The sequence below is a fragment of the Bradyrhizobium sp. CCBAU 53415 genome, from assembly GCF_028128735.1.
GTDB lineage: Bacteria > Pseudomonadota > Alphaproteobacteria > Rhizobiales > Xanthobacteraceae > Bradyrhizobium.
In genome coordinates, this window is the sequence record NZ_LBJF01000026.1 from 832398 (window position 1) to 856854 (window position 24457).

Annotated in this window: 25 protein-coding genes and 1 pseudogene; 14 read left to right on the forward strand and 12 right to left on the reverse strand. The window is 65.1% G+C overall.

Annotation, left to right across the window (positions count from 1 at the left end; all coding sequences use genetic code 11):
• Positions 1-203 precede the first annotated feature (203 nt).
• Together ptsP and prfA are read left to right on the forward strand one after the other, a co-directional pair.
• On the forward strand, positions 204-2471 hold the full coding sequence (gene ptsP / locus XH87_RS28070; protein WP_158670929.1) for a phosphoenolpyruvate--protein phosphotransferase: 2268 nt from the start codon (positions 204-206) through the stop codon (positions 2469-2471).
• Between the two features lie 57 nt (positions 2472-2528).
• Positions 2529-3614, forward strand: a complete 1086-nt coding sequence (prfA, locus tag XH87_RS28075; RefSeq protein WP_271589708.1) for a peptide chain release factor 1 — start codon at positions 2529-2531, stop codon at positions 3612-3614.
• Between the two features lie 12 nt (positions 3615-3626).
• On the opposite strand, the gene XH87_RS28080 is transcribed toward prfA, so the two are convergent.
• Together XH87_RS28080 and XH87_RS28085 are read right to left on the reverse strand one after the other, a co-directional pair.
• A complete protein-coding gene (locus XH87_RS28080) occupies positions 3627-4106 on the reverse strand; it encodes a MarR family winged helix-turn-helix transcriptional regulator (protein ID WP_271589709.1) in 480 nt (159 codons plus the stop codon).
• A gap of 110 nt (positions 4107-4216) precedes the next feature.
• Positions 4217-4834, reverse strand: a complete 618-nt coding sequence (locus tag XH87_RS28085; protein WP_271589710.1) for a hypothetical protein — start codon at positions 4832-4834, stop codon at positions 4217-4219.
• Positions 4835-5079: 245 nt separating this feature from the next.
• On the opposite strand from XH87_RS28085, the gene XH87_RS28090 reads away from it, so the two are divergent.
• The 4 genes from XH87_RS28090 to XH87_RS28105 all read left to right on the forward strand — a co-directional run bounded on the left by XH87_RS28090 (position 5080) and on the right by XH87_RS28105 (position 9944).
• Positions 5080-6411, forward strand: a complete 1332-nt coding sequence (locus tag XH87_RS28090; protein WP_271589711.1) for a substrate-binding protein — start codon at positions 5080-5082, stop codon at positions 6409-6411.
• A 102-nt stretch (positions 6412-6513) separates the two neighbouring features.
• Entirely contained in the window at positions 6514-7389 is an 876-nt protein-coding gene (locus XH87_RS28095) for a branched-chain amino acid ABC transporter permease (protein ID WP_271589712.1), read from the forward strand.
• A 12-nt stretch (positions 7390-7401) separates the two neighbouring features.
• Entirely contained in the window at positions 7402-9249 is a 1848-nt protein-coding gene (locus XH87_RS28100; protein WP_271589713.1) for a branched-chain amino acid ABC transporter ATP-binding protein/permease, read from the forward strand.
• Complete coding sequence (locus XH87_RS28105) at positions 9246-9944, forward strand: ABC transporter ATP-binding protein (RefSeq protein ID WP_271589714.1); 699 nt, start codon at positions 9246-9248, stop codon at positions 9942-9944. Before XH87_RS28100 ends, XH87_RS28105 begins: the two co-directional genes overlap by 4 nt.
• Here XH87_RS28105 and XH87_RS28110 read toward each other — a convergent pair whose 3' ends face one another.
• Positions 9945-10370 carry an HIT family protein gene (locus XH87_RS28110; RefSeq protein ID WP_271589715.1) on the reverse strand — a complete coding sequence of 142 codons (426 nt, stop codon included), beginning with the start codon at positions 10368-10370 and terminating at the stop codon, positions 9945-9947.
• An 84-nt stretch (positions 10371-10454) separates the two neighbouring features.
• On the opposite strand from XH87_RS28110, the gene prmC reads away from it, so the two are divergent.
• Positions 10455-11351 carry a peptide chain release factor N(5)-glutamine methyltransferase gene (prmC, locus tag XH87_RS28115; RefSeq protein WP_271589716.1) on the forward strand — a complete coding sequence of 299 codons (897 nt, stop codon included), beginning with the start codon at positions 10455-10457 and terminating at the stop codon, positions 11349-11351.
• A 462-nt stretch (positions 11352-11813) separates the two neighbouring features.
• A complete protein-coding gene (locus tag XH87_RS28120) occupies positions 11814-12575 on the forward strand; it encodes a DUF4167 domain-containing protein (protein WP_271589717.1) in 762 nt (253 codons plus the stop codon).
• Between the two features lie 140 nt (positions 12576-12715).
• On the opposite strand, the gene XH87_RS28125 is transcribed toward XH87_RS28120, so the two are convergent.
• Complete coding sequence (locus XH87_RS28125; RefSeq protein WP_035710174.1) at positions 12716-13462, reverse strand: methyltransferase domain-containing protein; 747 nt, start codon at positions 13460-13462, stop codon at positions 12716-12718.
• Positions 13463-13570: 108 nt separating this feature from the next.
• On the opposite strand from XH87_RS28125, the gene gloB reads away from it, so the two are divergent.
• Positions 13571-14338 carry a hydroxyacylglutathione hydrolase gene (gene gloB / locus XH87_RS28130; protein ID WP_271589718.1) on the forward strand — a complete coding sequence of 256 codons (768 nt, stop codon included), beginning with the start codon at positions 13571-13573 and terminating at the stop codon, positions 14336-14338.
• Between the two features lie 22 nt (positions 14339-14360).
• A complete protein-coding gene (locus tag XH87_RS28135) occupies positions 14361-14783 on the forward strand; it encodes a cupin domain-containing protein (protein ID WP_035710179.1) in 423 nt (140 codons plus the stop codon).
• A 47-nt stretch (positions 14784-14830) separates the two neighbouring features.
• Here XH87_RS28135 and yddG read toward each other — a convergent pair whose 3' ends face one another.
• From yddG to XH87_RS28150, 3 genes are all read right to left on the reverse strand, one after another.
• On the reverse strand, positions 14831-15700 hold the full coding sequence (gene yddG / locus XH87_RS28140; protein WP_271589719.1) for an aromatic amino acid exporter YddG: 870 nt from the start codon (positions 15698-15700) through the stop codon (positions 14831-14833).
• A gap of 190 nt (positions 15701-15890) precedes the next feature.
• The gene (phbB, locus tag XH87_RS28145) at positions 15891-16616 is read right to left on the reverse strand and encodes an acetoacetyl-CoA reductase (RefSeq protein ID WP_271589720.1); all 726 of its coding nucleotides are present in this window, start codon (positions 16614-16616) and stop codon (positions 15891-15893) included.
• A gap of 239 nt (positions 16617-16855) precedes the next feature.
• Positions 16856-18034, reverse strand: coding sequence for an acetyl-CoA C-acetyltransferase (locus XH87_RS28150; protein ID WP_271522419.1), 1179 nt, complete (start codon positions 18032-18034; stop codon positions 16856-16858).
• A 305-nt stretch (positions 18035-18339) separates the two neighbouring features.
• Here XH87_RS28150 and phaR point away from each other — a divergent pair, with 305 nt between their 5' ends.
• Both phaR and XH87_RS28160 read left to right on the forward strand, forming a co-directional pair.
• A complete protein-coding gene (gene phaR, locus XH87_RS28155; RefSeq protein ID WP_035710190.1) occupies positions 18340-18924 on the forward strand; it encodes a polyhydroxyalkanoate synthesis repressor PhaR in 585 nt (194 codons plus the stop codon).
• A 39-nt stretch (positions 18925-18963) separates the two neighbouring features.
• Entirely contained in the window at positions 18964-19581 is a 618-nt protein-coding gene (locus XH87_RS28160; RefSeq protein ID WP_271589721.1) for a class I SAM-dependent methyltransferase, read from the forward strand.
• Positions 19582-19685: 104 nt separating this feature from the next.
• Here the strand turns inward: XH87_RS28160 and XH87_RS28165 are convergent, their stop codons facing one another.
• Entirely contained in the window at positions 19686-20573 is an 888-nt protein-coding gene (locus tag XH87_RS28165; RefSeq protein WP_271589722.1) for a branched-chain amino acid aminotransferase, read from the reverse strand.
• Between the two features lie 106 nt (positions 20574-20679).
• Between XH87_RS28165 and XH87_RS28170 the strand changes: the two genes are divergently transcribed.
• Positions 20680-21621 (forward strand): alpha/beta hydrolase, encoded by a 942-nt coding sequence (locus XH87_RS28170; protein WP_271589723.1) that lies wholly within the window; start codon positions 20680-20682, stop codon positions 21619-21621.
• 3 nt (positions 21622-21624) lie between these two features.
• Here XH87_RS28170 and XH87_RS36655 read toward each other — a convergent pair whose 3' ends face one another.
• Positions 21625-21870, reverse strand: coding sequence for a hypothetical protein (locus tag XH87_RS36655; RefSeq protein WP_333909203.1), 246 nt, complete (start codon positions 21868-21870; stop codon positions 21625-21627).
• 216 nt (positions 21871-22086) lie between these two features.
• On the opposite strand from XH87_RS36655, the gene XH87_RS28180 reads away from it, so the two are divergent.
• Positions 22087-22959 (forward strand): hypothetical protein, encoded by an 873-nt coding sequence (locus tag XH87_RS28180; RefSeq protein ID WP_333909204.1) that lies wholly within the window; start codon positions 22087-22089, stop codon positions 22957-22959.
• 46 nt (positions 22960-23005) lie between these two features.
• Here XH87_RS28180 and XH87_RS28185 read toward each other — a convergent pair whose 3' ends face one another.
• From XH87_RS28185 to XH87_RS28195, 3 genes and pseudogenes are all read right to left on the reverse strand, one after another.
• Positions 23006-23566, reverse strand: coding sequence for a carboxymuconolactone decarboxylase family protein (locus XH87_RS28185; protein WP_035710199.1), 561 nt, complete (start codon positions 23564-23566; stop codon positions 23006-23008).
• A gap of 109 nt (positions 23567-23675) precedes the next feature.
• Positions 23676-23819, reverse strand: a pseudogene (locus XH87_RS28190) (PLP-dependent cysteine synthase family protein); the annotation flags it as partial.
• Between the two features lie 56 nt (positions 23820-23875).
• Positions 23876-24340 carry an Lrp/AsnC family transcriptional regulator gene (locus tag XH87_RS28195; RefSeq protein WP_035710231.1) on the reverse strand — a complete coding sequence of 155 codons (465 nt, stop codon included), beginning with the start codon at positions 24338-24340 and terminating at the stop codon, positions 23876-23878.
• Between the last annotated feature and the right edge of the window lie 117 nt (positions 24341-24457).

The window sequence follows — 24457 nt, forward strand, 5'->3', positions numbered from 1 at the left end:
CAATTCGCTATACGGCGAACAGGGTGGGCTGCCGCAGACTGTGTCCCAGTTCGGGCGGCGCTGATTCGGTACAAGCGCTAAATCTCGGGTAGATTTTGGGCTTGTGCCTGCGCCGGACAAACAATTTGGTTGTTTTTCTGGATTTTTGGGCCAGCCGCCGGCCGATACCGCCGGGCCCGGCAGACGGAGGAGATTGACGGTTCATGCGGAGCGCGTCGGGAGGTCCCCGCGTCTTGTTGAGACGGCTCCGCGAAACCATGGCGGAGCAGGTCTCGGCCCAGGAGCGGCTGGACAAGATCGTGGTGCTGATCGCCGCCAACATGGTGGCCGAAGTGTGCTCGGTCTATGTGCTGCGCATCGACAACACGCTCGAGCTCTACGCCACCGAAGGTCTCAACCGCGAGGCGGTGCACCACACCGTGCTCAGCGCCCATGAAGGCCTGGTCGGCCTCGTCGCCAGCGAGGCGACGCCGCTCAACCTCAGCGATGCGCAGAGCCACCCGGCTTTCTCGTTCCGTCCCGAGACCGGCGAAGAGATCTACCACTCCTTCCTCGGCGTGCCGATCCTGCGCGCCGGCAACACGCTCGGCGTGCTGGTGGTGCAGAACCGCGCCAAGCGCAACTATGTCGAGGAGGAGCTCGAGGCGCTGCAGACCACCGCGATGGTGCTGGCCGAGCTGATCGCCTCGGGCGAGCTGTCCGCACTGGCCCAGCCGGGCCAGGAGCCGGCGGCGCGCCATTCCGCGCAGAAGGTCGGCGCGATCCTGTCCGAGGGCATCGCACTGGGCCATGTCGTGCTGCACGAGCCGCGCGTCGTCATCAAGGACTACATCGCCGAGGACCTGCCGAAGGAGATCAAGCGGCTGGACACCGCACTAGCCAAGCTGCGCGCCGACCTCGACCGCATGCTGGAGCGCGGCGACGTCGCCGACGGCGGCGAGCATCGCGAGGTGCTGGAAGCCTACCGCATGTTCGCCAACGACCAGGGCTGGTCGCACAAGCTGCACGAGGCGGTCGCCACCGGCCTCACCGCGGAAGCCGCCGTCGAGCGCGTGCAATCCGACACCCGCGCGCGCATGCTGCGCTCGACCGATCCCTATTTGCGCGACCGGCTGCACGACCTCGAAGATCTCGGCTATCGCCTGATGCGGCAGCTGGTCGGCCAGGACCACGCGCCTTCACGCGAACAACTGCCCGACAACGCCATCGTCATCGCCCGCGCGATGGGTCCCGCGGCGCTGCTCGATTACGACCGCAAGCGCCTGCGCGGCATCGTGCTGGAGGAAGGCACCGCCAATTCGCACGTCTCGATCGTGGCGCGCGCGCTCGGCATTCCCGCGGTCGGCGAAGTGCCGAACGCGCCCGGCATCGCCGATCCCGGCGACGCCATCATCGTCGACGGCACCTCGGGCTCGATCTATGTGCGCCCGTCGCAGGAGATCGAGGCCGCCTTCGCCGAGCGCGTGCGCTTCCGCGCCCGCCGCCAGGCACAGTATCTGGCGCTGCGCGACCGGCCCTGCGTCACCAGGGACGGCCAGACGGTCGAGCTGATGATCAACGCAGGGTTGGCCATCGATCTGCCCCACATCGAGGACACCGGCAGCGCCGGCATCGGCCTGTTCCGCACCGAGCTGCAATTCATGGTCGGCCAGAGCCTGCCGCGCACCAGCGACCAGCTCGCGCTCTATCGCACCGTGCTGGATGCCGCCGGCAGCAAGCCCGTCACTTTCCGCACCCTCGACATCGGCGGCGACAAGGCGCTGCCCTATATGGAAGCGGTGATCGAGGAAAATCCCGCGCTCGGCTGGCGTGCGATCCGGCTCGGGCTCGATCGTCCCGGCCTGTTGCGCGGCCAGATCCGCGCGCTGCTGCGCGCCGGCGGCGGCCGCGCGCTGCGCATCATGTTCCCGATGATCTCGGAGGTCGCCGAATTCGACTCGGCGAAGGCGCTGGTCGAGCGCGAGCTCACATATTTGCGCCAGCACGGCCACACGCTGCCCGAAAGAATCGACATCGGCACCATGGTCGAGGTGCCGGCCCTGCTCTACCAGCTCGACGAGCTCCTGAAGAAGGTCGACTTCATCTCGGTCGGCTCCAACGACCTGTTCCAGTTCCTGTTCGCGGTCGATCGCGGCAATGCCAAGGTGTCCGAACGCTTCGATACCATGTCGGCGCCGATCCTGCGCGCGCTGCGCGACATCGCGCGCAAGTCCCACGCGGCGAAGAAGTCGCTCTCGCTGTGCGGCGAGATGGCGTCCAAGCCGATCGGCGCGCTGGCGCTGATCGCGCTGGGCTATCGCTCGCTGTCGCTCTCGGCGACTGCGCTCGGCCCGGTCAAGGCGATGGTGCTCGACCTCGACGCCAAGAAGGCCGAGGCGACGCTCGGTCCGCTGCTGGACGCGCCAGCGGGCAGCGTCTCGATCCGGCAGAAGCTGACGGAATTTGCCGAGGCCGAAGGCTTGGCCTTGTAGCGAGCCGGCCGCCCCCGCCCTGCCGCCTCGCCTCTTGCCGCTATTGAGACTGAACCGATGTCGTCACTCCCTGAAGCCAAACTGGACGTCCTGCTCGCGCATCACGCCTCGCTCGAGGCCGAATCGCTCGGGCAGCTCACTTCCGAGCGTTATGTGCAGATCACGCGCGAGCTCGCCGAGATCGCCCCGCTGATCGAGGCGGTGAAATCCTATCGCTCCGCCGTCAAGGAGCTCGCCGACACCAACGCGCTGATCGCCGATCCCGCCACCGATGCCGAGATGCGGAGCATGGCGGAAGCCGAACGCGACGAGCTGACGCCAAAAATCGAGGAGCTGGTGCAGAAGATCCGCGTCGCGCTCCTGCCCAAGGACGCCATGGACGACCGCAACGTGGTGCTGGAAATCCGCGCCGGCACCGGCGGCGACGAGGCTTCGCTGTTCGCCGGCGACTTGTTCCGGATGTACGAGCGCTTCGCCAGCCTTCAGGGCTGGAAGGTCGAGGTGATCTCGGCCAGCGAAGGCACGGTCGGCGGCTACAAGGAGATCATCGCGGAGGTGCAGGGGCGCGGCGCGTTTTCCAAGCTGAAATTCGAATCCGGCGTGCACCGCGTGCAGCGCGTGCCCGATACCGAGACGCAGGGACGCATCCACACCTCGGCAGCGACGGTGGCGGTGCTGCCGGAGGTCGAGGACGTCGACGTCGACATCAAGAACGAGGACTTGCGGATCGAGACCATGCGCGCACAAGGAGCGGGCGGCCAGCACGTCAACAAGACCGAATCGGCGATCCGCATCACGCATATCCCGACCGGCATCGTGGTGATGATGCAGGACAGCCGCTCGCAGCACAAGAACCGCGCCTCCGCCATGAACATCCTGCGCTCGCGCATCTATGACGCCGAGCGGCAACGGGTCGACGCCGCGCGCTCCGCCGAGCGCAAGGAGAAGGTCGGCTCCGGCGACCGCTCCGAGCGCATCCGCACCTATAATTTTCCGCAGGGGCGCGTCACCGACCATCGCATCAATCTGACCCTCTACAAGCTGCCGCAGGTGATCGCGGGTGAAGCGCTGGGCGAATTGATCGACGCGCTGACCACCGAGCACCAGGCCGCACAGCTCGCTGCGCAAGGCGCGGCGGCCTGACGGACGCGCCGCTCAAGCCTCGCGGGACTCTTCGAACGATGTCAATAGGCGGCTCAGCGCCGGGCTCGCAGCACGGCGGAGTTCCTCGAGATTCTTGCGCGAAAGCGCCTGAAGCTTCTGCTCGCCTCTCTTGGTCAGCTTGAGATGGACGCGCCTGGCATCGTCCGGATCCGTCACGCGGCTGACCAACCCAAGCTTGGCCAATCGATCGATCAGCTCGACCGCGGAATGATGCCGGATCAGCAGGAACCGCGCCACGTCGCCGACGGTCGCGGGGCCGGGACGGACGAAGCCCTTGATCCCAAGCAGGGCCTGGTGCTGCGTCGGGGTAAGTCCCTGTTCGGCGGCGGCCGCCTCGCTGAAGGCGAGGAAGCTCCGAATCTGGTAGCGAAACTGCGCGAGCGCCGCATAGTCGGACTCCCGCATGGCGCCGGCCCCGCGCCTGCCCGACCTCGCCACCCTGGACCGCTGCGCCTTCTTCGCCTGAACCATGCCAACCTCGACCATGCCGCCCGGCGGCGTGGGAAAGATAGTCCTAAAGTAGCAAGCGGCCACGGCCGAACCAACCGGCCGGTGTCACGGATGCACAGCCATCCGACGGCCTATTCGAAGCTGGACAGCAGGATCTTCACCAGGATGACCTGAAAGGCGATCGGAATGCGGACGCTCTTGCGCCGGATCGAGCGCTGCAGCGCGCCGACGATCTCGGCGCTGGTCAGGCTGCCGGTCGACGCATTGGCAATCAACTCGCCCCACATCTGCGACAGCGAGCCCCCGGGCGGAATCACCGGCCGAATGGTCACGCCGCAGCCCTGCGCCCAGTCGACGATCTCCCTCATGGTATGAGGGCCGCAATTGCGTGCAGTGGCGAGGCGCTCGGCGGTCAGCGCCCGCAGCAGCTCACGCGAGGGCGACCATGTTCCCTTCGGAGGCTGCTCGCCGGTCAGTTCGACCGCGAGCTCTTTCAGGACGTTCTGGGCGCGCATGCTCACCTTCTGCATCGGTCCGGGAGCGCGCTCGGCCTGAACGGAACCGATCGCCGGCCTTCGCTGGCCCGCAGATCGTTTGCGCTTCTTCGACGTGCGGGGTGCGTCGCCGGACTGCGGGGCCGCGCGCGCGTCGTCGTCTTCTCCCGCCGGCCATGCCGCCTCCCCCCGCTCCGCTTGTTGCGGCCAAGGGCGCCGCTTCCGGGCACCAATCGCTGTCATCTGCCGCGCCATTTCTCCCGCCGAACCCGACAACCCCGTACTCACAAAGACTAATATATATCGTGATCCGATATGTTTTCACGTGACAATTTCGGCCGTTCGACCAATGGCCAAATTGACAGAAGGTCTTCACAAGCAATGTTTACATTCAAGAGCCACACGCTGATGTGACGTGCTCGGCACGAAGACCCGCAAGGTCGGTCGCCGGACAAGTCGCGTTTTGCCTGCAAACAAGAACGACATTCGGAGGAACGATCATGACTGACGATCTCATCCGCCGCGGCCTCTCGCGCCGTGGCCTGCTCCAGACCACCGCCGGGCTCATCGGCGGCTCGATGCTGCCGGCCATGCCGGCCTTCGCCGAGGACAAGCCGATCGGCACCTATCCCGCGGGCGTCTCGGGTTCCACGGCCTTCATCGGAATTTCGGTGCCGCGCACCGGCACCTATGCCGTCCAGGGTGAAGACGAGCTCAAGGGCTATCAGCTCGCGATCGAGCACATCAACAGCGGTCACGAGTTGATAAAGAAGATCTCGCCGAAGACCAGCAAGGGCGTGCTCGGCAAGGAGCTGAAGTTCGGCGTCGCGGATTCCGCGGCTAAGCCGAACGAGGCGGTGCAGGCGCAGCAGCGTTTCATCAGCGAGAACAAGGCGATCATGATCACCGGCGGCACCTCGAGCGCGGTCGCGGTCGCGCTCAACAAGCTCGCCCAGCGCGAGAATGTGATCTTCGTGTGCGGCATCTCCGGCTCGAACGACACCACCGGCAAGGACTGCGTCCGCTACGGTTTCCGCCAGTGTTTCTATGGCCAGACCGCCGCCGCGGCGATCGGCCCCGTGCTGGTCAAGCAATTCGGCAAGGGCAAGAAGGTTGCGTACCTCACGCCGGACTACACCTACGGCCACACCGTCACCAAGTCGATGCAGGACTTCCTCGCGACCGCCGGCTGGACCACCGCCACCAACCAGGTCGCCCCGCTCGGCGCGCCCGACTATTCTTCCTACCTGCTGAACGTCGCGAACTCCGGCGCCGAGATCCTGATCAACGTCAATTGGGGTCACGACGCGGTGCTGTCGACCCAGCAGGCCAAGCAGTTCGGCGTGCTCGACAAGATGAAGCTGGTGGTGCCGTATCAGGTGCCGTTCATCGCGCGCGAGACCGGTGGACTGATGCAGGGCGTCTACGCCGCCACCGACTATTGGTGGACGCTCGAGGACAAGTTCCCGCTCGCCAAGATGTTCAACGAGACGTTCGAAAAGAAGTACGGCTACAAGCCGGAGTGGGGCGCGGAGAACGCCTATATCAGCTTCGCACATTGGGCCCGCATGTGCGAGGAAGCCGGCAGCTTCAACCCGCCCGACGTCATCAAGACCTACGAGAAGGGAGAGCCCCTGCCTTCCTTCGTCGGCGACGTTCACTATCGGGCCGAAGACCATCAGTGCGTACGTCCGGTCGTCATCGTGCGCGGCAAGATGACCAAGGATATGAAGAACAAGGAAGACTATTGGGAAGTCGTCGAGGTCGTCCCCGGTGAAGGCCTGATGCAGAAGCCCGACGCGTTCGGCTGCCATCTCGGCGACTACACCTAGGGCTGCCCAGCGAACCTCTGTGGCGCCGCGGGCTGCCCTCTGCTCCTGCGGCGTCACCTTTTTTTTCGCGGCCCGGCCGCGCGTCACATCAACGATTGTCGCATGATCAGTTGGCCCAATCTCGTTTCGCAACTCTTCAACGGGCTGGCGCTCGGCGCGCTGCTCGCGCTCATCAGCTCCGGTTTGACCATCATCTACGGCACGCTCGGCGTGCTCAACCTCGCCCATGGCGCGATGTTCATGGTCGGAGGTTATGCCGGATTCGTCACCTACCAGTATACGGAATCGTTCATCCTCGCCGTCATCGCGGGGTCGCTGTTCGTGATGCTGCTCGGCGTCGCAATGGAACGCGTCATCATCCGCCACTTCTACCACCGCCCGCACGAGGATCAGCTGCTGGTGACCTTCGGGCTCGGCATCTGCTTCGTGGAGCTCGTGCGCCTGATCTTCTCGAGCCAGTCGCAACTGGTCCCTCCGCCGGCGCTGTTCCGGGGCATCACCAATATCGGCTTCATGTTCTATCCGACCTACCGCCTTGCCGTCGTCGGCATCGTCGCCGTCGCGCTCGGGGCGCTGTTCATCGTTCTCTACCGGACCCGGCTCGGCATGATCGTGCGGGCCGGCATCGAGGATTCGGTGATGGTCGATTCGCTCGGCATCAACGTCTACCGCGTCTTCATGATCGTGTTCGGCATCGGCGCCATGGCCGCTGGCTTTGCCGGCATCGTCAACGCGCCGGTGGTGTCGCTGACGCCGGGCATCGGCGACGACATCCTGGTCCAGACCTTCGTGGTGGTGGTGATCGGCGGCGTCGGCTCGTTTCCCGGCGCGATCCTCGGCGGCCTGATCGCCGGCGAGATCATCAGCGTCACCTCCATGTTCAACCCCGGCTATGCCTATGTAATGCTGTTTGCCGTGATGACGCTCGTGCTCGTGGTGCGACCGCACGGCCTGCTCGGCGTGCAAGGCCGAGAATAGGCGATCTCCCCGATGCTCAAGCAACGTCCTTTCCTGATCGAGACCCTGACCGCGATCGGGTTGATCGCAGCGCCCTTCGTGCTGCCCCATCTCGGCTTCGCCCCCAACACCGTGAACCGGATCCTGGTCTGGGGCCTGTTCGGCCTCGGCTTCGACATCCTTTTCGGCTTCACTGGACTGCTGTCGTTCGGCCAGTCCGCCTTCTATGGCACCGGCGGCTTCGTCGCGGCCTATCTCCTGACCCGTGCCGGTTTCGGCAATGTGCTCGGCGCGCTGATCATCGGGATGATCGCCGCCGCCGCGACCGGCTACCTGATCGGCCTGATCGCGCTGCGCCGCACCGGCATCTATTTTGCGATGATCACCGTGGCGATCGCGGAGGTGTTCTTCTTCGTGGAGTTCAATCCGCTCTCGGCTTTCACCGGCGGCGAAAACGGCCTGCCGGGCGTGCCGGAGCCGAGTTTCGATCTCGGTTTCACCACGCTGCATTTCACCAATGGCTGGTCGCTCTATCAATTCATCGCACTGTGCTACTTCGTCGGGGTCGTCATCGCGCTCAGGATCGTGCGCTCGCCGGTGGGCGTCATCTTCAGCGCGATCCGCGACAATCCGTTGCGCGCCACCGCGGTCGGCCACAACATCCACGGCTACAAGCTGACCGCCTTCGTGATCGCCGCCGCGTATGCCGGTTTCGCCGGCGGCCTGCTCGGCGTGCTGCAGGCTTTCATGCCGCCTGATGCCTTCACCTTCGAGACCTCCGGCCAGCTGGTGATGCAGACGGCCATCGGCGGAAGGGGTACACTGTTCGGCCCGCTGGTCGGCGCAACCGTCTGGCTGTTCCTGCAGGATTTCCTGCAGTCCGCGCTTGGGCTGGGAGCTGCCTGGAAGCTGGTGCTGGGTCTCGTCTTCGTGCTGCTGGTCTGCTTCCTGCGCGGCGGCATCATCGGAGGGATTGCGGATCTCTACCGCTTCGCCTCGGGCAGGCGCAGGTGGGTCGAGGCCGAGACCGACCACGACGCTATGGACGCCGAGACGACACGACAGCCCGCGCCAGCGCCGATCCAGGCCAAGCAAGTCGAGCATCCCGCCTATTCCGGACCGATCCTGAGAGCCACCGGGCTCACCAAGCGCTATGGCGGCCTCGTCGCCAACAGCGACATCGATTTCAGCGTCAATCAGGGCGAGCTGCGCGGCATCATCGGCCCCAACGGCGCGGGCAAGTCGACCTTCTTCAAGATGCTGACCTGCGAGATCGCGCCGACATCGGGCCAGATCGTGTTCGAAGGCCGCGACATTACGGGGTTGAAGGTCACCGAGGTTTGCCAGCTCGGGCTCACCAAGAGCTATCAGGTCAACCAGCTCTTCACCGGCCTCACCGTTCGTCAGAACCTGACGATCGCCGCGCTTGCCGAGCTGCGCGGAAAATTCCGGCTTGATCTGTTCCGCAAGCTCTCGGCCGTCAAGGGCCTGACGGAGCTGGTCGAGCACACGCTGGCACAGATCGATCTGACCCGCCGCGCCGATGTGCCCGTGTCCGAACTCGCCTATGGCGAGAAACGCAGGCTGGAGATCGGGCTCGCGCTCGCGACCGCGCCGCGCCTGCTGCTGCTCGACGAGCCGCTCGCCGGCATGAGCCCGCGCGAGCGCGTCGAGACCGTCAGTCTGCTGAAGACGATCGCGCGCGGCCGCACCATGATCATCATCGACCACGACATGGATTCCCTGTTCGAGCTGGTCGAGCGCGTCACCGTGCTGCAGGAAGGCCGCGTGCTGGTGTCCGGCACGCCCGAAGAAATCAAGACCAACGCCACCGTGCAGGAAGCCTATCTCGGCGGCGTTCACGGAGAGATCGCCGCATGAGCCTGATCGAGGTCAACGGCCTGAACAGCTATTACGGGGACTCCCACATCCTGTTCGACGTCGCCATGCACGTCGAGCGTCACGAGGTGGTGGCGCTGCTCGGCCGCAACGGTGCCGGCAAGAGCACCACGCTGAAGAGCCTGATGGGCGTCGTGACGCCGCGCAGCGGCAGCGTGAAGTTCGACGGTATCGACATCGCCGGACGCAGGAGCCACAAGATCGCGCAGGCAGGCATGCAGCTCGTGCACGAGGAGCGCCGGATCTTCGGCAGCCTGTCGGTGGAGGAGAACATCACCCTGGCGGGAATCACCGCGCCGAAACGCTGGCCGCTCGGCCGCATCTACGAAATGTTTCCCCGGCTGAAGGAGCGCCGCAGCAACCGCGGCACCGAGCTTTCCGGCGGCGAGCAGCAGATGCTCGCGATCGCGCGGGCGCTGGTTCGCGATCCCAAGATCGTGCTGCTGGACGAGCCGTTCGAGGGTCTTGCGCCCGTGATCGTCCACGATCTCGTCAAGGCGTGCCGCGAGCTCGCGGCCGCCGGCCAGACCATCGTGCTGGTCGAGCAGAACCTCGCGGCGACACTGGCGCTGGCGAGCCGGATCTACATCATCAACAACGGGCACATCGTGCACGAAGGTCCGGCGCAGGAGCTGAAAGCGAAGCCGGAACTGCTGCAGCGCTATCTCGGCGTCTAATCAGCCGGCGAGCGCCGTAACCAGGCGTTTGGCGTGATCGGCGAGCACGGCCATGTCCTCCTTGCGCGTCTGGGCCGGCAACAGCGCGACACCGGACCTGACCGGCATGACGTGCATGTGCAGGTGGAAAACCACCTGGCCGCTGGCCGGCTCGCTGAACTGCTGCAGGATGATGCCCTCGGCGTCGAACGCCCGCATCGCCGCAATCGCGATCCGCTTGGCGGTTCTCGCGACTGCGGCGAGGTCGTCGTCGGCAATGTCGAGGAGACCGCGCGCCGGTCCGCGGGGAATGACCAGCGTGTGTCCCGGCGAGCGCGGCATGATGTCGAGGAAGGCGAAGCTGCGCTCGTCCTTGAAGACCTCGAAGCAGGGAATCTCGCCGCGCAGGATCTTTGCGAAGACATTCTGATCGTCATAAGCCGCCATGCAATTCCCTCCGACGCGCGATCAAACGCGCTCCTTTCCGTTGACGTAAGCAAGCCTGCCGATCTATCCACGATGCCGGGCAGGATGGTTCCATTGACGACAGGCTTCGAGTCCGGAAACAGCATAGAGCGTGCGCGTCGCGCCCTCACCGCGCGGCTGCGATCGGCCGGCATCGAGGAGCCCGCCCTCGACGCCCGCCTGCTCGTGGGCGCGGCCCTCGAGCTTGATCTGACCGGCATGGTGACGCAGGCGTCACGACAACTCACGCCCGAGGAGACGGCGCGCCTCGAGCGATATGCGCAGCGCCGGCTCGCGCACGAGCCGGTCGCCCGCATCCTCGGCGTGCGGGAGTTCTGGGGCATGCCGCTGCGGCTGTCCGAGGCGACGCTGGTGCCGCGGCCGGACACCGAGACCGTGGTCGAACTGGCGCTCGAGGTCTTCCGCGGACTCGCGATCTCGGCGCGTCCGCCGCGCATCGCCGACATCGGCACCGGATCCGGCGCGATCCTGCTCGCTCTGTTGCACGAAATTCCCGATGCGTTCGGCATCGGCACGGATGTCAGCCTGGCGGCGCTCGACACGGCACGTGACAACGCCGCTGCGCTCGGCCTCGCCGACCGCGCCGCTTTCGTCGCCTGTTCCTATGCGTCCGCGCTCCGCGGCCCGTTCGACCTCGTGGTGTCGAACCCACCTTATATCCCCTCGGCGGAAATTCCGACATTGAGCATCGAGGTGCGCGAGCACGACCCGCATCTGGCCCTCGACGGCGGCAATGACGGATATGACGCCTATCGCGCCCTGATCCCGCAGGCGAGCGAGCGCCTCGCCCCCGGCGGAGCGCTGATCGTCGAGGCCGGACAGGGCCAGGCTCAAAATATTGAAACCTTGATGAGGGGTGCTGCGTTATCGGTGGACAGACCACCCAAGGCCGACCTGGCAGGTATTCCACGGGCCGTTTCGGCCCGAAAAATGCCTCCATAAAAGCCGGATTGGCTTGCAAAAACCTCTTGGAATATCGCCTGGGAACGACTACGTTCCGTCCAACACATCGGTGCCGGCCCCGTACACCTACGGGCGAAAGCCGGGCTCTCGGGCGAGAGCTTTACTGATTTAAAGGTTCCAAGCCGCAGGTCCTGTTGAGCGCGATGGCCAGTGGAGCTGCGCTGCTCTCCGACCGCAACGTGAACGAAAGCCTGATATTGCGCTTGAAGACTTACGCAAGAAAGCTGGGCTTGTTTCGGCAGGCGAAATGAATGGGTTCGCTGGCAATGAATGCTGGCGGGTGGGGAACGCGTCTTTGTTGAACGCGACGGTCGACGAACATCGGCAGGGTTCGATCCGCCCTTGCGCGCGGTGCGCGCGAGCGATGTGAACCGCTGTCCCAGGTCACTCCGAGCAATCAGTAATGCGTGCAACCTTTAGGGCTGGAATTGAAGGCAGGACATGAGAAACGGTCAAAACAAGCAGCGGATGCGCAACCGCAACAACAATAACAACAACAACCGGCGCGGCCAGAACCCGATGACCCGGGTCTACGAGTCCAACGGACCCGATATTAAGATTCGCGGCACCGCTTCGCACATCGCTGAAAAGTATCTCCAGCTTGCGCGTGACGCGCGCTCCTCCGGCGACCCCGTTGCAGCCGAGAACTATTACCAGCACGCCGAGCATTATTTCCGCCTGATCGCGGCGGCCCAGGAGCAGTTCCGCCAGAGCCAGCAGCCCCGCGGCGATGAGCCCGTCAGCACCAGCAGCGACGACGGCGACGACGACGGCGAGAATTTCTCGGCCTTCGGCCAGGAGCCGGGCTTCGTTCCGCAGCCCCCGCAGCAGCCCTTCATGCGCGACCGCGATGGCCAGCGCGATCACCACCAGCGTGATCATCAGCAACGCGACAACCAGCAGCCGCGCGAGCACCGCGAACGCGATCATCGTCCGCAGCCGCAATATCAGCCGCAGCCGCAACCCGCGAACCAGCCGCAACCCGTCATCGCCGATGCCGGCGGGGTCGACCGCCTGCCCTCCTTCATCACCGGCGCGCAGCCGCAAGTGAATGTCGGCGCGAATGGCGGCCAGGGCGGATTCGAGGGCGCTGGCGGCGGCGGAGAGCGCTATCCGCGGCGGCGGCGCCGGCCGCATGGTCCGCGCCACGAGCGCGAAGCCGCCCCAGCCGCCTCCAGCGACGATCTCGCGCCGGGCGAGTAAGTCTCTTCTGATTTTCTGACCGAATCGTCCCGGCCTGGCCGGAACGATTTGTTTTTGACGACCATCGATGGCGACGTTGCACCTCTCCCGCAAGCAAAGCGGGAGAAGGAGCGCACCGTCTTCGCGGCAACGCCAGTGCCTCAGCTGCGCGTCACCGTCGTCGAGGACGGCACCAGCACCGGCTTCGCGAGCGAGGGGATGAGCCGCGCGCGCTCTCGCTTGGCAGGGATCGCGCGGTAGACCTGCTTGGTCGCCTCCACGATATGGACACCGGCAAAGGGCAGCGACAGCGCCGCGCCGGCGCTCTCCCACATCTGCGCCGATTTCAGCACCCAGCCACCGGCATAGGGCGGCATGAACAGCGCCTCGCCCCAGGCGGTCGGCGTGAACCAGGTCTGGCGCAACAGCTCGGTGATCTGCGAGCGCGAATAGGGGCGGCCGTGACCGAAGGGTGTGCTGTCGGTGCGGGTCCATACCCCGCGCCGGTTCGGGATCACGGCGATCACGCGCCCGGACGGCGACAGCACGCGCCACACCTCGCGCAGCAGCGCGGCCGGATCGTCCGACATCTCCAGCGCGTGGACCAGGAGGATGCGATCGACAGCGGCGTCGGGAAGCGGCAGCGAGAATTCGTCGACCAGCGAGGCCAGCGCCGGCCGTCCCGTCGGCCATTTCAGGACGCCCTGGGCCGCCGGCATGAAGGCGATGCAGCGCTCGGCGTCCTCGCGGAACAATCCCAGATAGGGCGTCGGATAGCCGATGCCGAGCACGCGCTGGCCCGCGGCGCCGGGCCAGCGCTCCCTGATCCCGCGATTGATCATTTGCCGCGCGACGATCCCGAGGCGGCGGGAATAGAACTCGCGGAGGTCGACGACGTCGATGGTCATGACGGCAATGTAACATGCGTCAGGCCGCCGCCGCGCGCGGAATATTGCATTGCCTGCGCAACGTTAACGCCATATTTGTCTGGCGGGGCTGAGCGCGATGGAGATGACATGGCCGCCGAAATTCGTACTTTCGCCTGTTTAAACGACAATTTCGGTTATCTGATCCACGATGTGGAAACCAAGGCGACGGCGTCGATCGACGCGCCGGAGGGCGGCCCTATCCTCGCCGCCCTGGAGCGCGAGGGCTGGCAACTGACCGACATCCTGATCACCCACCATCATGGCGATCATGTCGGCGGCGTTGCCGAGCTCAAGCAGAAATACAATTGCCGCGTCGTCGCGCCGCATGACAAGACGACGAAGATCGCGAACGTCGATCTGCGCGTCGCCAATGCCGACGTGGTCAAGATCGGCAAGTTGCTGGCGCGCGTCGTGGAGACGCCCGGCCACACGCTCGACCACATCTCCTATGTGTTCGACACGGAGAAGGCGGTGTTCGCCGCCGACACACTGTTCTCGATCGGCTGCGGCCGCGTCTTTGAGGGCACCTACCCGATGATGTGGGATTCACTATTGAAGCTGCGCGCCCTGCCCGACGACTTCAAGCTCTATTGCGGCCACGAATACACGGCCTCCAACGTCAAGTTCGCGCTCACCATCGAGCCGGACAATGCGGCGCTGCAGGCGCGCGCCGCCGAAGTGACGAAGCTGCGGGCCGAGAACAAGCCGACCATTCCCACACTGCTTGGTGACGAGAAGCGCGCAAACGTGTTCCTGCGCGCCGATGAGCCGGCGGTCGCGGCCAGGCTGCACATGAAGGGCGCCGACGCCGCCGCGGTGTTCGGCGAATTGCGCGAGCGCAAGAACAAATCCTGAAGAACAAATCCTGACGGGATCGATGCCGACTGCAGCCGAGATCATCGCGCGCCTCGAACTCCGCCCGCACCCCGAAGGTGGGCATTATCGCGAAACGTTTCGCGATCAAGCCACGGACGCCAACGGGCGTTCGCGCTCGACCCTGATCTACTTCCTGCTCGCACGCGGCGAGCGTTCGCACTGGCATCGCGTCGATGCGGTCGAGACTTGGCACTATTACGCAGGCAGCCCCTTGATGCTGCGCATCGCCCATGACGGCTGCTCGCAGCACGAGGTACGCCTGGGCACCGACCTCGTCGGCGGCGAGCGGCCGCAGGCCATCGTGCCGGCGCATGCCTGGCAGATGGCGGAGACGACGGGCGAGTGGACGTTGGTCGGCTGTACCGTCGCGCCTGCATTCGAATTCGCGAAGTTCGAACTCGCGCCAAAAGGCTGGGAGCCGTAGGGCAATCGTCATTCCGAGTTCGCGCTCGGCGCGCCCCGGAATGACAATCATCGCTTCCGCAGCACCATATCCTTCGCCGCGATCAGGCCGCCGCCGGCGATCAGGATCGCGGCGATGGCGATGCTGGCGCTGGCCTTGGCAAAGCCGGCGGCGATCAGGAAGCCGGTCGAGAGCAGCGGCGTCGCGTAGGAGGCGGCGCCGAGCACGCGGATGTCGCCGCGCTTCATGCCGATGTCCCAGGCGTAGAAGGCGGCGCCGACGGGGCCGATGCCGAGCGCGATCACCGAGAGCCATTGCAGCATGGTCTCCGGCCAGACCGTGGTTTCAAGCAGACCATGCATCAGCGCGGCCAGTGCGGCCGTGGCAAGGCAGAAGCCGGCGACGGCATCGGTCGGCACCGCCTTCAATCGACGTGACAGCACCGAATAGGTTGCCCAGACGAAAGCGGCGATGAAGGCCGCGATCAGTCCCGGCACGGCGCCAGGCGCGAAGCCGGAAGTGTTCCCGGCAAACAGCAGCACGGTGCCGACGAGGCCGAGCATCGCGCCGATGATGTGATGCGGGGCCAGCCGCTCGCCGGGCAGGAATGACGAGAACAGCACGATCAGCAGCGGCCACAGGTAATTCAGAAGGCCGGCTTCGGCCGGCGGCGCGAAGCGCAGCGCGAGAAAATACAGCGCGTGATAGCCGAACAGACCGCCGACGCCGACGACCCAGACGACGGGCGGTTGACGCAGGGTTTTCGCCGCCTCGCTCCGCCCGATCCAGGTGAGCAGCCCGACGACACCGCCGATCGCGAAGGTCATCGCAGCGAGCTGAAACGCCGGTATCTTTCCGGTCGCCACCGTCATCACCGACAGCAGCGACCACATCAGGATCGCGGTCAATCCGATCAGCGTCGCGGTACGGGGAGTCATTGCAGAAGGCCTCGTCATTCCGGGATGGCTCGAAGAGCCGAACCCGGAACCTCGAGATTCTCAGATGCGCAATTGCGCACCATAGTTCGCCGCGATCGCGACGCCCCGGAATGACAGTGCATAGACGAGTGCCCGCGACAAGCCCGGGCAGGACGATATTGCCGGTATCAGCCGGCGTGATGCGATCGCATCACACCATGTACTGACCGCCGTTGACGGTCAACGTCGAGCCGGTGATGAAGCCGGCCTCCTCGGCCGCGAGGAACAGGACAGCCCGCGCAATCTCCTCGGGCTCGCCGAGCCGGCTCGCCGGGATCTGTGGGATCACGTTCTTCTCCAGAACGTCCTTCGGCACCGCCTGCACCATTTCGGTGTTGATGTAGCCCGGGCAGATCGCATTGACGGTGATGCCGCCCTTGGCGTTCTCGAGCGCGAGCGCCTTGGTGAAGCCGATGTCGCCGGCTTTCGCCGCGGAATAGTTGACCTGGCCGAACTGCCCCTTCTGGCCGTTGATCGACGAGATCGAGATGATGCGGCCGAACTTGCGCGCGCGCATGCCCTCGATGACCTGGCGCGTCATGTTGAACAGCGAGCCGAGATTGGTATTGATGACGGCGGTCCACTGCTCGAGCGTCATCTTGTGGAAGGCGGTGTCGCGGGTGATGCCGGCATTGTTGACGAGCACCTCGATCGGCCCGAGATCGGCTTCGACTTGCTTCACGCCGGCCGCGCAGGCGTCGAAACTGCTGACGTCCCATTTGTAGACGGCGATGCCGGTCTCGGCCTTGAACTTCTCCGCCGCCGCATCGTTGCCGGCATAGTTCGCCGCGACCTTGTAGCCGGCCGCCTTCAGCGCCTTGCTGATCGCCGCGCCGATGCCCCGCGTACCACCCGTCACCAGTGCAACACGTGCCATATCGTATTCCTTCCCTTGGACTCTTCGGACGCTTGAGAGTGACTGTTTTTAGCTGCGGATTATGCGGGACGTTTGACGGACATCAAGAACAAAACGCCCGGCGTGAGCCGGGCGTTTCTCTTTAGTCGAGGCTTGCGTGGTTGCGAAGAATATTTGATTTGCAACCGCCGCCTTTTTAGCCGCGTGCAACGCAGCGCTGACGTGTGCGGCGCACGCGTCAGCTGCGTGTAAGGTCGTCGTCAGTCGCGCGCCAAACACATGGCGATGCCCATGCCGCCGCCGATGCACAGCGTGGCCAGGCCCTTCTTCGCATCGCGCTTCTGCATTTCGTGCAGCAGCGTCACCAGTACGCGCGCGCCGGACGCGCCGATCGGATGACCGATCGCGATGGCGCCGCCGTTGACGTTGACCTTGGAGGTGTCCCAGCCGAGATCCTTGTTGACGGCGCAGGCCTGCGCCGCGAAGGCTTCGTTGGCCTCGATCAGGTCGAGATCACCGACGCTCCAGCCGGCCTTCTTCAGCGCGGCGCGCGAGGCCGGGATCGGGCCCGAGCCCATGATCTTCGGATCGACGCCGGCCTGAGCCCACGACACGATCCGCGCGAGCGGCTTCTTGCCTTCCTTGGCCGCCTGCTTGGCGGTCATCAGCACCACGGCGGCAGCGCCGTCGTTGATGCCGGAGGCCGAGCCCGCGGTTACCGTGCCGTCCTTCTCGAAGGCGGGCTTCAGCTTGGCCATCCCGTCGAGCGTTGCACCATGACGCGGATATTCGTCGGCGCTGACGACGACGTCGCCCTTACGGGTCTTGATGGTGACGGGGACGATCTCGTCGTTGAACTTGCCGGCCTTCTGTGCGGCCTCCGCCTTCTGCTGCGAGGCGACGGCGAACTCATCCTGCTGAGCGCGGGTGATCTGCCACTGCCGCGCGACGTTCTCGGCGGTGTTGCCCATGTGGTAGCCGTTGAAGGCATCCCACAGGCCGTCCTTGATCATGGTGTCGACCAGCTCGAGACCGCCCATCTTGACGCCGCCGCGCAGGTGCTGGGCGTGCGGGGCCATGCTCATGGACTCCTGTCCGCCGGCAACCACGATCTCGGAATCACCGTTGAGCAGCGCCTGGTAGCCGAGCGCGACCGTGCGCAGGCCCGAGCCGCAGAGCTGGTTCACGCCCCAGGCCGGGCTCTCCACCGGGATGCCGGCGGCAATCGAAGCCTGGCGGGCCGGGTTCTGGCCCTGGGCCGCGGTCAGGATCTGACCCATGATGACCTCGGAAACCCGGCCGGGCTCGATGCCGCCGCGCTCCAGCGCGGCCTTGATGGCGATGGCGCCGAGATCGTGGGCGGGAAGGGTCGCGAACGCTCCGTTGAAGCTTCCGACCGGGGTGCGGGCGGCGCTGACGATGACGACATCGTCTGACATGGGCATCTCCTGGGTTTGAAAGGGGGCAGACGGGGCTGGGGAAACGGCTCGCCAGTCTCGAATGGCATCCTGTTAACGTCGTTGAGGCATGTCAATCGGACGCTCTCCGAATTCATGCCGCAGCGCATTCAAAATAGCGTTCTTGGCGCTTTCGCAAGCAAGATTTTGCTCTGCAATTAACCGTGCCGCACAAAACGGTAGCGTGAGCCCTTTGAAAATGCTTATTTTGTTGCGTTGCGTACTCTTCCCGCCCTGCGGCATTGCCCGGCAGGTTCCCGTTCTCCCGCGTTAGCAAGTGAGAGCCCATGGCGAAATCAGACCAACCCACCACCATCAAGAAATACGCGAACCGCCGGCTCTATAACACCGGAACGAGCACCTACGTGACGCTGGAAGACCTCGCCGCCATGGTCAAGGACGGCGAGGATTTCCTGGTCTATGATGCCAAGACCGGCGACGACATCACCCGCTCCGTGCTCGCCCAGATCATCTTCGAGCAGGAGAACAAGGCCGGCCAGAACCTGCTGCCGACCACCTTCCTCCGCCAGTTGATCCGCTTCTATGGCGACAGCATGCAGATGGTGGTGCCGAAATATCTGGAGCAGTCGATCGCGACCCTGACCCAGGAGCAAGAGAAGTTCCGCAAGCAGATCGCCAATACGCTGTCCGGCACTCCTTTTGCTCCGCTGGAGGAGCAAGTCCGCCGCAACATGGAGCTGTTCCAGCAGACCTTCTCGATGTTCAAGCCGTTCGCGGCGCCTCGTCCGGCCGCCACGCCCGAGCCCGATGCGAATACCGAGGCACCGAAGGACGGCAATATCGACGATCTGCGCCAGCAGATGAAGGAAATGCAGGAACGCCTCGAGCGGATGTCGAAGAAGGACGAATAGCCTTTCATTCGCGCCGTCCCATGTGCGGAAGGGCGAGCCATGTCTGACCGAAGCGCCCATTGGGACCATGTCTACGCCACCAAGGGTGAGGCCGAGGTCAGCTGGTATCAGGACAGCCCGGCGATCTCGCTCGAGATGATCCGCGCTGCCAGCCCCAATCATGACGCAGCCATCATCGATATCGGCGGCGGAGCATCACGGCTGGTCGATGCGCTGTTGCAGGACGGATATCGCGACGTCAGCGTGCTGGATCTTTCGGTGAATGCGCTTGACGCGGCGAAGAAGCGAATCGGGGCAGGCGCTTCGATGGTCGACTGGATCGTTGCCGACGCCACGAGCTGGCGGCCGGCGAAAAGCTATGATGTCTGGCACGACCGCGCGGCGTTTCACTTCCTGACCGACCCGCGCGACAGGGCGGCTTACGTCGAGCGGCTGCGGTCGGCGGTTGCATCTGGCGGACAGGTCATCATCGGTACGTTCGCGCCCGATGGTCCGGAGAAATGCAGCGGCCTGCCGGTGCAGCGACATGACGCTGCGAGTCTCTCGGCGGAGCTTGGTCGAGAGTTCGAGCTGGTCGAGACGCAGAGCGAGACGCATCACACGCCGTGGGGGTCGACGCAGGCGTTTCAGTTCAGCCGGTTTCGGAGACAGAAGTAGCTCTCGTCATGGCCGGGCTTGTCCCGGCCAACCACGTGCAACGACATGCGAGGAAGAACGTGGATGCCCGGGACAAGCCCGGCCATGACGATGGATAGTCCCGATCACGCCGCCAGCTTCACCGCATGCGCGAAGTCCCAATAGAGCTTGCGGGCTCTCGCATAGAGCGGGCCCGGCTTCAGCTCGCGCTCGTCGATACGGATCACCGGCGCGACCTTGGCGAAATTGCCGGATGAAAAGATCTCGTCGGCGGCCAGGAAATCGGCATAGCGCAGCGTCTTCTCGACCACGGTGACACCGTCGCCGCGAAGCAGGCCGATGACGCGCTGGCGCGTGATGCCGTTCAGGAAAGTGCCGTTCGGCACCGGCGTGTAGACCACGCCGTCCTTGGCCATGAACACGTTGGAATTGCCGAACTCGGCGACGTTGCCCAGCATGTCGAGCATCAGCGCGTTCTGGAAGCCGCGCGCGGCGGCCTCCGCGAGCGCGCGCGAATTGTTCGGATAGAGGCAGGCCGCCTTGGCATCGACCGGCGCGCATTCGGCCGTGGGCCTGCGGAACGGCGACAGGGTGATGGCGTTGCCGACGGGCTTTGGCATCGGCGCCTCGTAGATGCAGAGGCACCAATTTGTGGTCTCCGGATCGAACAGCACGCCGCCGCCCGAGCCGTTCTGAGCCCAATACATCGGACGGACATAGAGCTCGGCATTGGCCGCGAAGCGTGCAATGCCTTCGGTTGCCAGCCCGAGCCAGGTGCCGGTATCGACCACCGGCTTCAGGCCAAAATTGATCGCGGATTGATTGGCTCGCGCGACGTGACGGTCGAGATCGGGCGCGACGCCTTCGAACGCGCGTGCACCGTCGAACACCACCGAGCCGAGCCAGGCCGCATGCGTGCGCGGGCCCATGATCGGCACATTGCCGTCGTGCCATTTGCCCTCGAAGAAGGTCCAGCTCGGCGAATATGCGATGGGTTTCTTGATCTCGGCCATGACCGGCTTCCCCTTGGAAATGTCCGGGCACTATTCTCTCAATTTCTAAAGGATTTGCTGCGGGGATTGGGTAAGTTACCCTCTCCCCCTTGTGGGAGAGATATCCATGCCGCTCGATCCGCTCGCAAGGCGTTTGTTGACCATGATGGCTGCGGCCGCGCCGCAGGCGCGGAGCCAGCCGAGCGTGGAGGCGCGGCGGCAATCGCTGGCAAAGCTGATGCAGTTCGCGCGTGCCGAGGCGCCGGACGTGACGACATCCGACGGCGTGCTGCCCGGCCGCGCCGGCGAACTGCCCTATCGCCTCTACACGCCGGCAAGCGCCGAGGAGCTCGCACCGGGATTCGTGTTCTTTCATGGCGGCGGCCTCGTCGCCGGCAGCATTGCCACCCACGATCGCATTGCGGCGGCGCTGGCGCATGTCACCGGCTGCCGCCTCGTCTCGGTCGACTATCGGCTCGCGCCGGAGCACAGGTTCCCCGCCGCCGTCAACGACGCGATCGCCGCCACCGAATGGGTGGCGCGCGAGGCGGCATCGCTCGGCATCGACGCCGACCGTCTGGTGATCGGCGGCGATTCCGCCGGCGCCACGCTCGCTGCGATCGTGTGCCAGGAGGCGGCGCAGACCGCAGGCCTCTCCATCGCCGCGCAATGCCTGATTTGCCCGGTGCTGGATTTCGAGCAGACCTCGCCCTCGCGCGAGGCCTTTGCCGAGGGCCACCTGATCGATCGCGTCACGATCGAAGCCGATCTATCCGACTATCTGCCCGAAGGCATCGACACCGCAGATCCCCGCGTCTCTCCCTTGCGCGCGACACGGCTGGCGGGCCTGCCGACCGCGATCATCCACACCGCCGAGTACGACCCGATGCGCGACGAAGGCAATGCCTATGCCCGCAAGCTGCTCGCCGCGGGCGTCGCCGTCGAGCATGTCTGCCACGACGGCATGGTCCACAATTTCCACGCCATGGGCGCAATCCTGCCGCAGGCCCAACTCGTGCTGTCGCAGATCGGAGAACAGGTGCGGAGGGCGGTGAAGAAGTCAGTGTGAGCATCACACGCGCGCGTCGAGAACGGCCCTCGCTGCCAGGAGATATTCGGGCCAATGCGCATGCGCATAACGCTCCGCCTCGCGTGCGCAGGTGATGTCGGGCGCATGCGCGGCGGCGATCATGCGCGCGAAGCGCTCTTCGGCAACCGTCACATCATCGACCATGGGCGCCGGCGCGGCCGCCACGGCGGTCGGAGCGACGGCGAGCCCCGCCATTCCGGCGAGGAGGATACGGCGTGACGTGTTCATGGCTGTCGTCCTCCATTGTCCGGCCTGCACTCTGGCCGGCGAGAGTGTCGGTGCACTCACGGCAGGGTAGCCGCGCGCATCGACGCAGTCCACCGTTTGCGGATAACGCTTGACCACGGGAACGATCACGTTCCATCTAGCAAGCGATTCCGCCATCAGGCGTCCCTCACGTCGGATTGTCACTTGTCAAGTCGCAGCCCATCGCATCGTCCGGCCTTGCGCGCTGTCGCGATGGGGCTGGCCTGCCTGACGATCTCGGCGAGCAGTGCCTTCGCCACCGAGGCGGAGGAGGCCGCACCGGCAAAGCCGACTGTTCCGAATGTCTACCTCGACCTCCGCACCAGCTACGCGACGATCCCCGCAGGCACGCTCGGGCTCGGCTTCGGCACCACCTCGCTGTCGGCCGCGTTCGAAGCGCTGGCCGCACGGCGCGGCACGACACTGCCGAACGGCTTGCCAACGGCGAAGTCGATCGCCGTCGACCTGCCGTTGACCGTCGACGTCACCGATCGCGTCTCGCTCTATGGCGGCGTGTCCGGATCGACGACGGATTTCGGCGGCGGCTGGTCGTCCTTCGACATCACCAGCTGGAACATCGGCGTGCAGGCCGACCTCTACCAGCAGAATGGCGGCAGGATCCCGACGATCACGCTGCAATCGACGCTGACGCAGTCGGTGCCGAACGAGACGGGCATGACGAATTCGTTCAACAACATCCTGGAATTCGACTACGCGCTGGACGAAGACGAGACCCGGGGCTGGCTGGCCGGCGTGCAATACACTCACACCACCATTGCGAGCCCGTTCGCCAGCATCCGGCCGAACACGATTCTATATGCGGGCGGCTATTACCAATGGCCGAGCAACTGGAAGTTCACCGGACGCCTCGGCATGCAGTCCTTCGGTGGCGCACAGCTCGCGGGACGGACGATTGCGGAATCCTTCACCCAGCCGATCCTGCGGCTCGACCTCGACCGCATGGACGACAACGACAACCGCCTGTTCGGCATCACCGCGCTGATCGCGTGGACGCCGAAGCCGTCCTATCAGGTGACGCTGCGCACGCCGCTCTACGCGGTGCGCAATTGAGCATGATCGCGGAAAAGGATCATGCTCCGACGAAGCAAAGCCGCGGCTAGTCCGGCACCGGCACGTCGAACGTGTTGAGCGTGACCGAGACCATGCAGTAGACGCCGACGAGATAGGACAGTTCGGCCGCGCCGTGCTCGCCGAATTCCTTCACGGCCGCGCGATAGGTCAGCTCGGGCAGTACGCCACCGCTGACCAGTGCCGAGGCCATATCATAGGCGACCGCCTCCTGCCTGGTGAGATCGGCCGGCCGCTGACCGGCCACGATGGTCGCGAGCTTCTCGTCGGAGAGGCCGCGCTGCTCGGCCACCAGCACATGGGCGTAGAGCTCGTAGCCGGAGCGGAAGTGCGAGCCGGTGACGAGGATCGCGACCTCGCGCACCGGCGCGGGCAGCAGCGGGTTCGACGCGACCGCCTTGACCAGCTCCCACACCGGCTTGCCGAAGCGCGGCTCGCGGATCCAGGGATTCCAGGGCCCGAGCAGCGCGCCGTCGTCGCGCATGTTCACAAAACCCTTGAAGTGGTCCTTGATGCCGGCTCGCATGTCGTCGTAGAGCGGCTTCTGTTCAGCACTCAGGTCTTTCGGATCGAGAATGGGGAGGCGCACGGTGGGATCTCCTCGTTGAGAAGACCCAACCGTCACCTGCATGCGCGCGAAGGGCAAGTGAAGTTGCCGTGACGACCGTGCCATTTTGCAAATCGCAGGAAGACGCCGGCTATGACGCGGCGGGGCTTCGCACGCTCCGTGGATTGGAGACGTCATCGACATCGAGCCGCAGCGGCTTGCCTGTGGCGAGGAACGACGACAAGGCCGCCTCGTACGGCGCCGGATCGAGGCCGCGCGCTGCCAGCCATGCGGGAATGTCTGCAACGCATGAATCTTTCATGATCCGCATCGCGCATCAATAGGCCCCGCTCAAAACTCCAGCGGCGCGTTATCGACCACTTCCTTCATCACGAAGAAGGTGCGGGTCTGGCGTACGCCGGGCAGCGCGATGAGCTGCTCGCCGTGGATGCGGTTGAAATCCTCCATGTCCCCGACGCGGATCTTCAGGAAGTAGTCGAAATCGCCGGCGACGAGGTGGCAGTCGAGCACGAATTTCAGCTTGGTGATCGCCTGCTCGAAGGTGGCAAAGCTCTCCGGCGTCGAGCGGTCGAGCACGACGCCGACCATCACCAGGGTGCCTTTTGCCACCTTCTTCGGCGCGACCATGGCGCGCACGGCGGCAATGAAGCCGTCCTCGAACAAACGCTGGGTCCGGCGATGGCAGGTGGCGGGGCTGATCGCGACTGAAACGGCCAGCTCGGCATTGCTGAGCCGCCCGTTATTCTGAAGCAATCTCAATATCTTGAGATCGATACGATCGAGCCGGGACGCCACGGAAGATTCTTTCACTAATAGCCGATAACTTGGAGTAAATCTGGTGCCTTTACGCCGTTGGTGCAAGTTCCCTTCATCGGCAGAGTAATATTCGAGAGCACATTTTCCCGAGGCGAT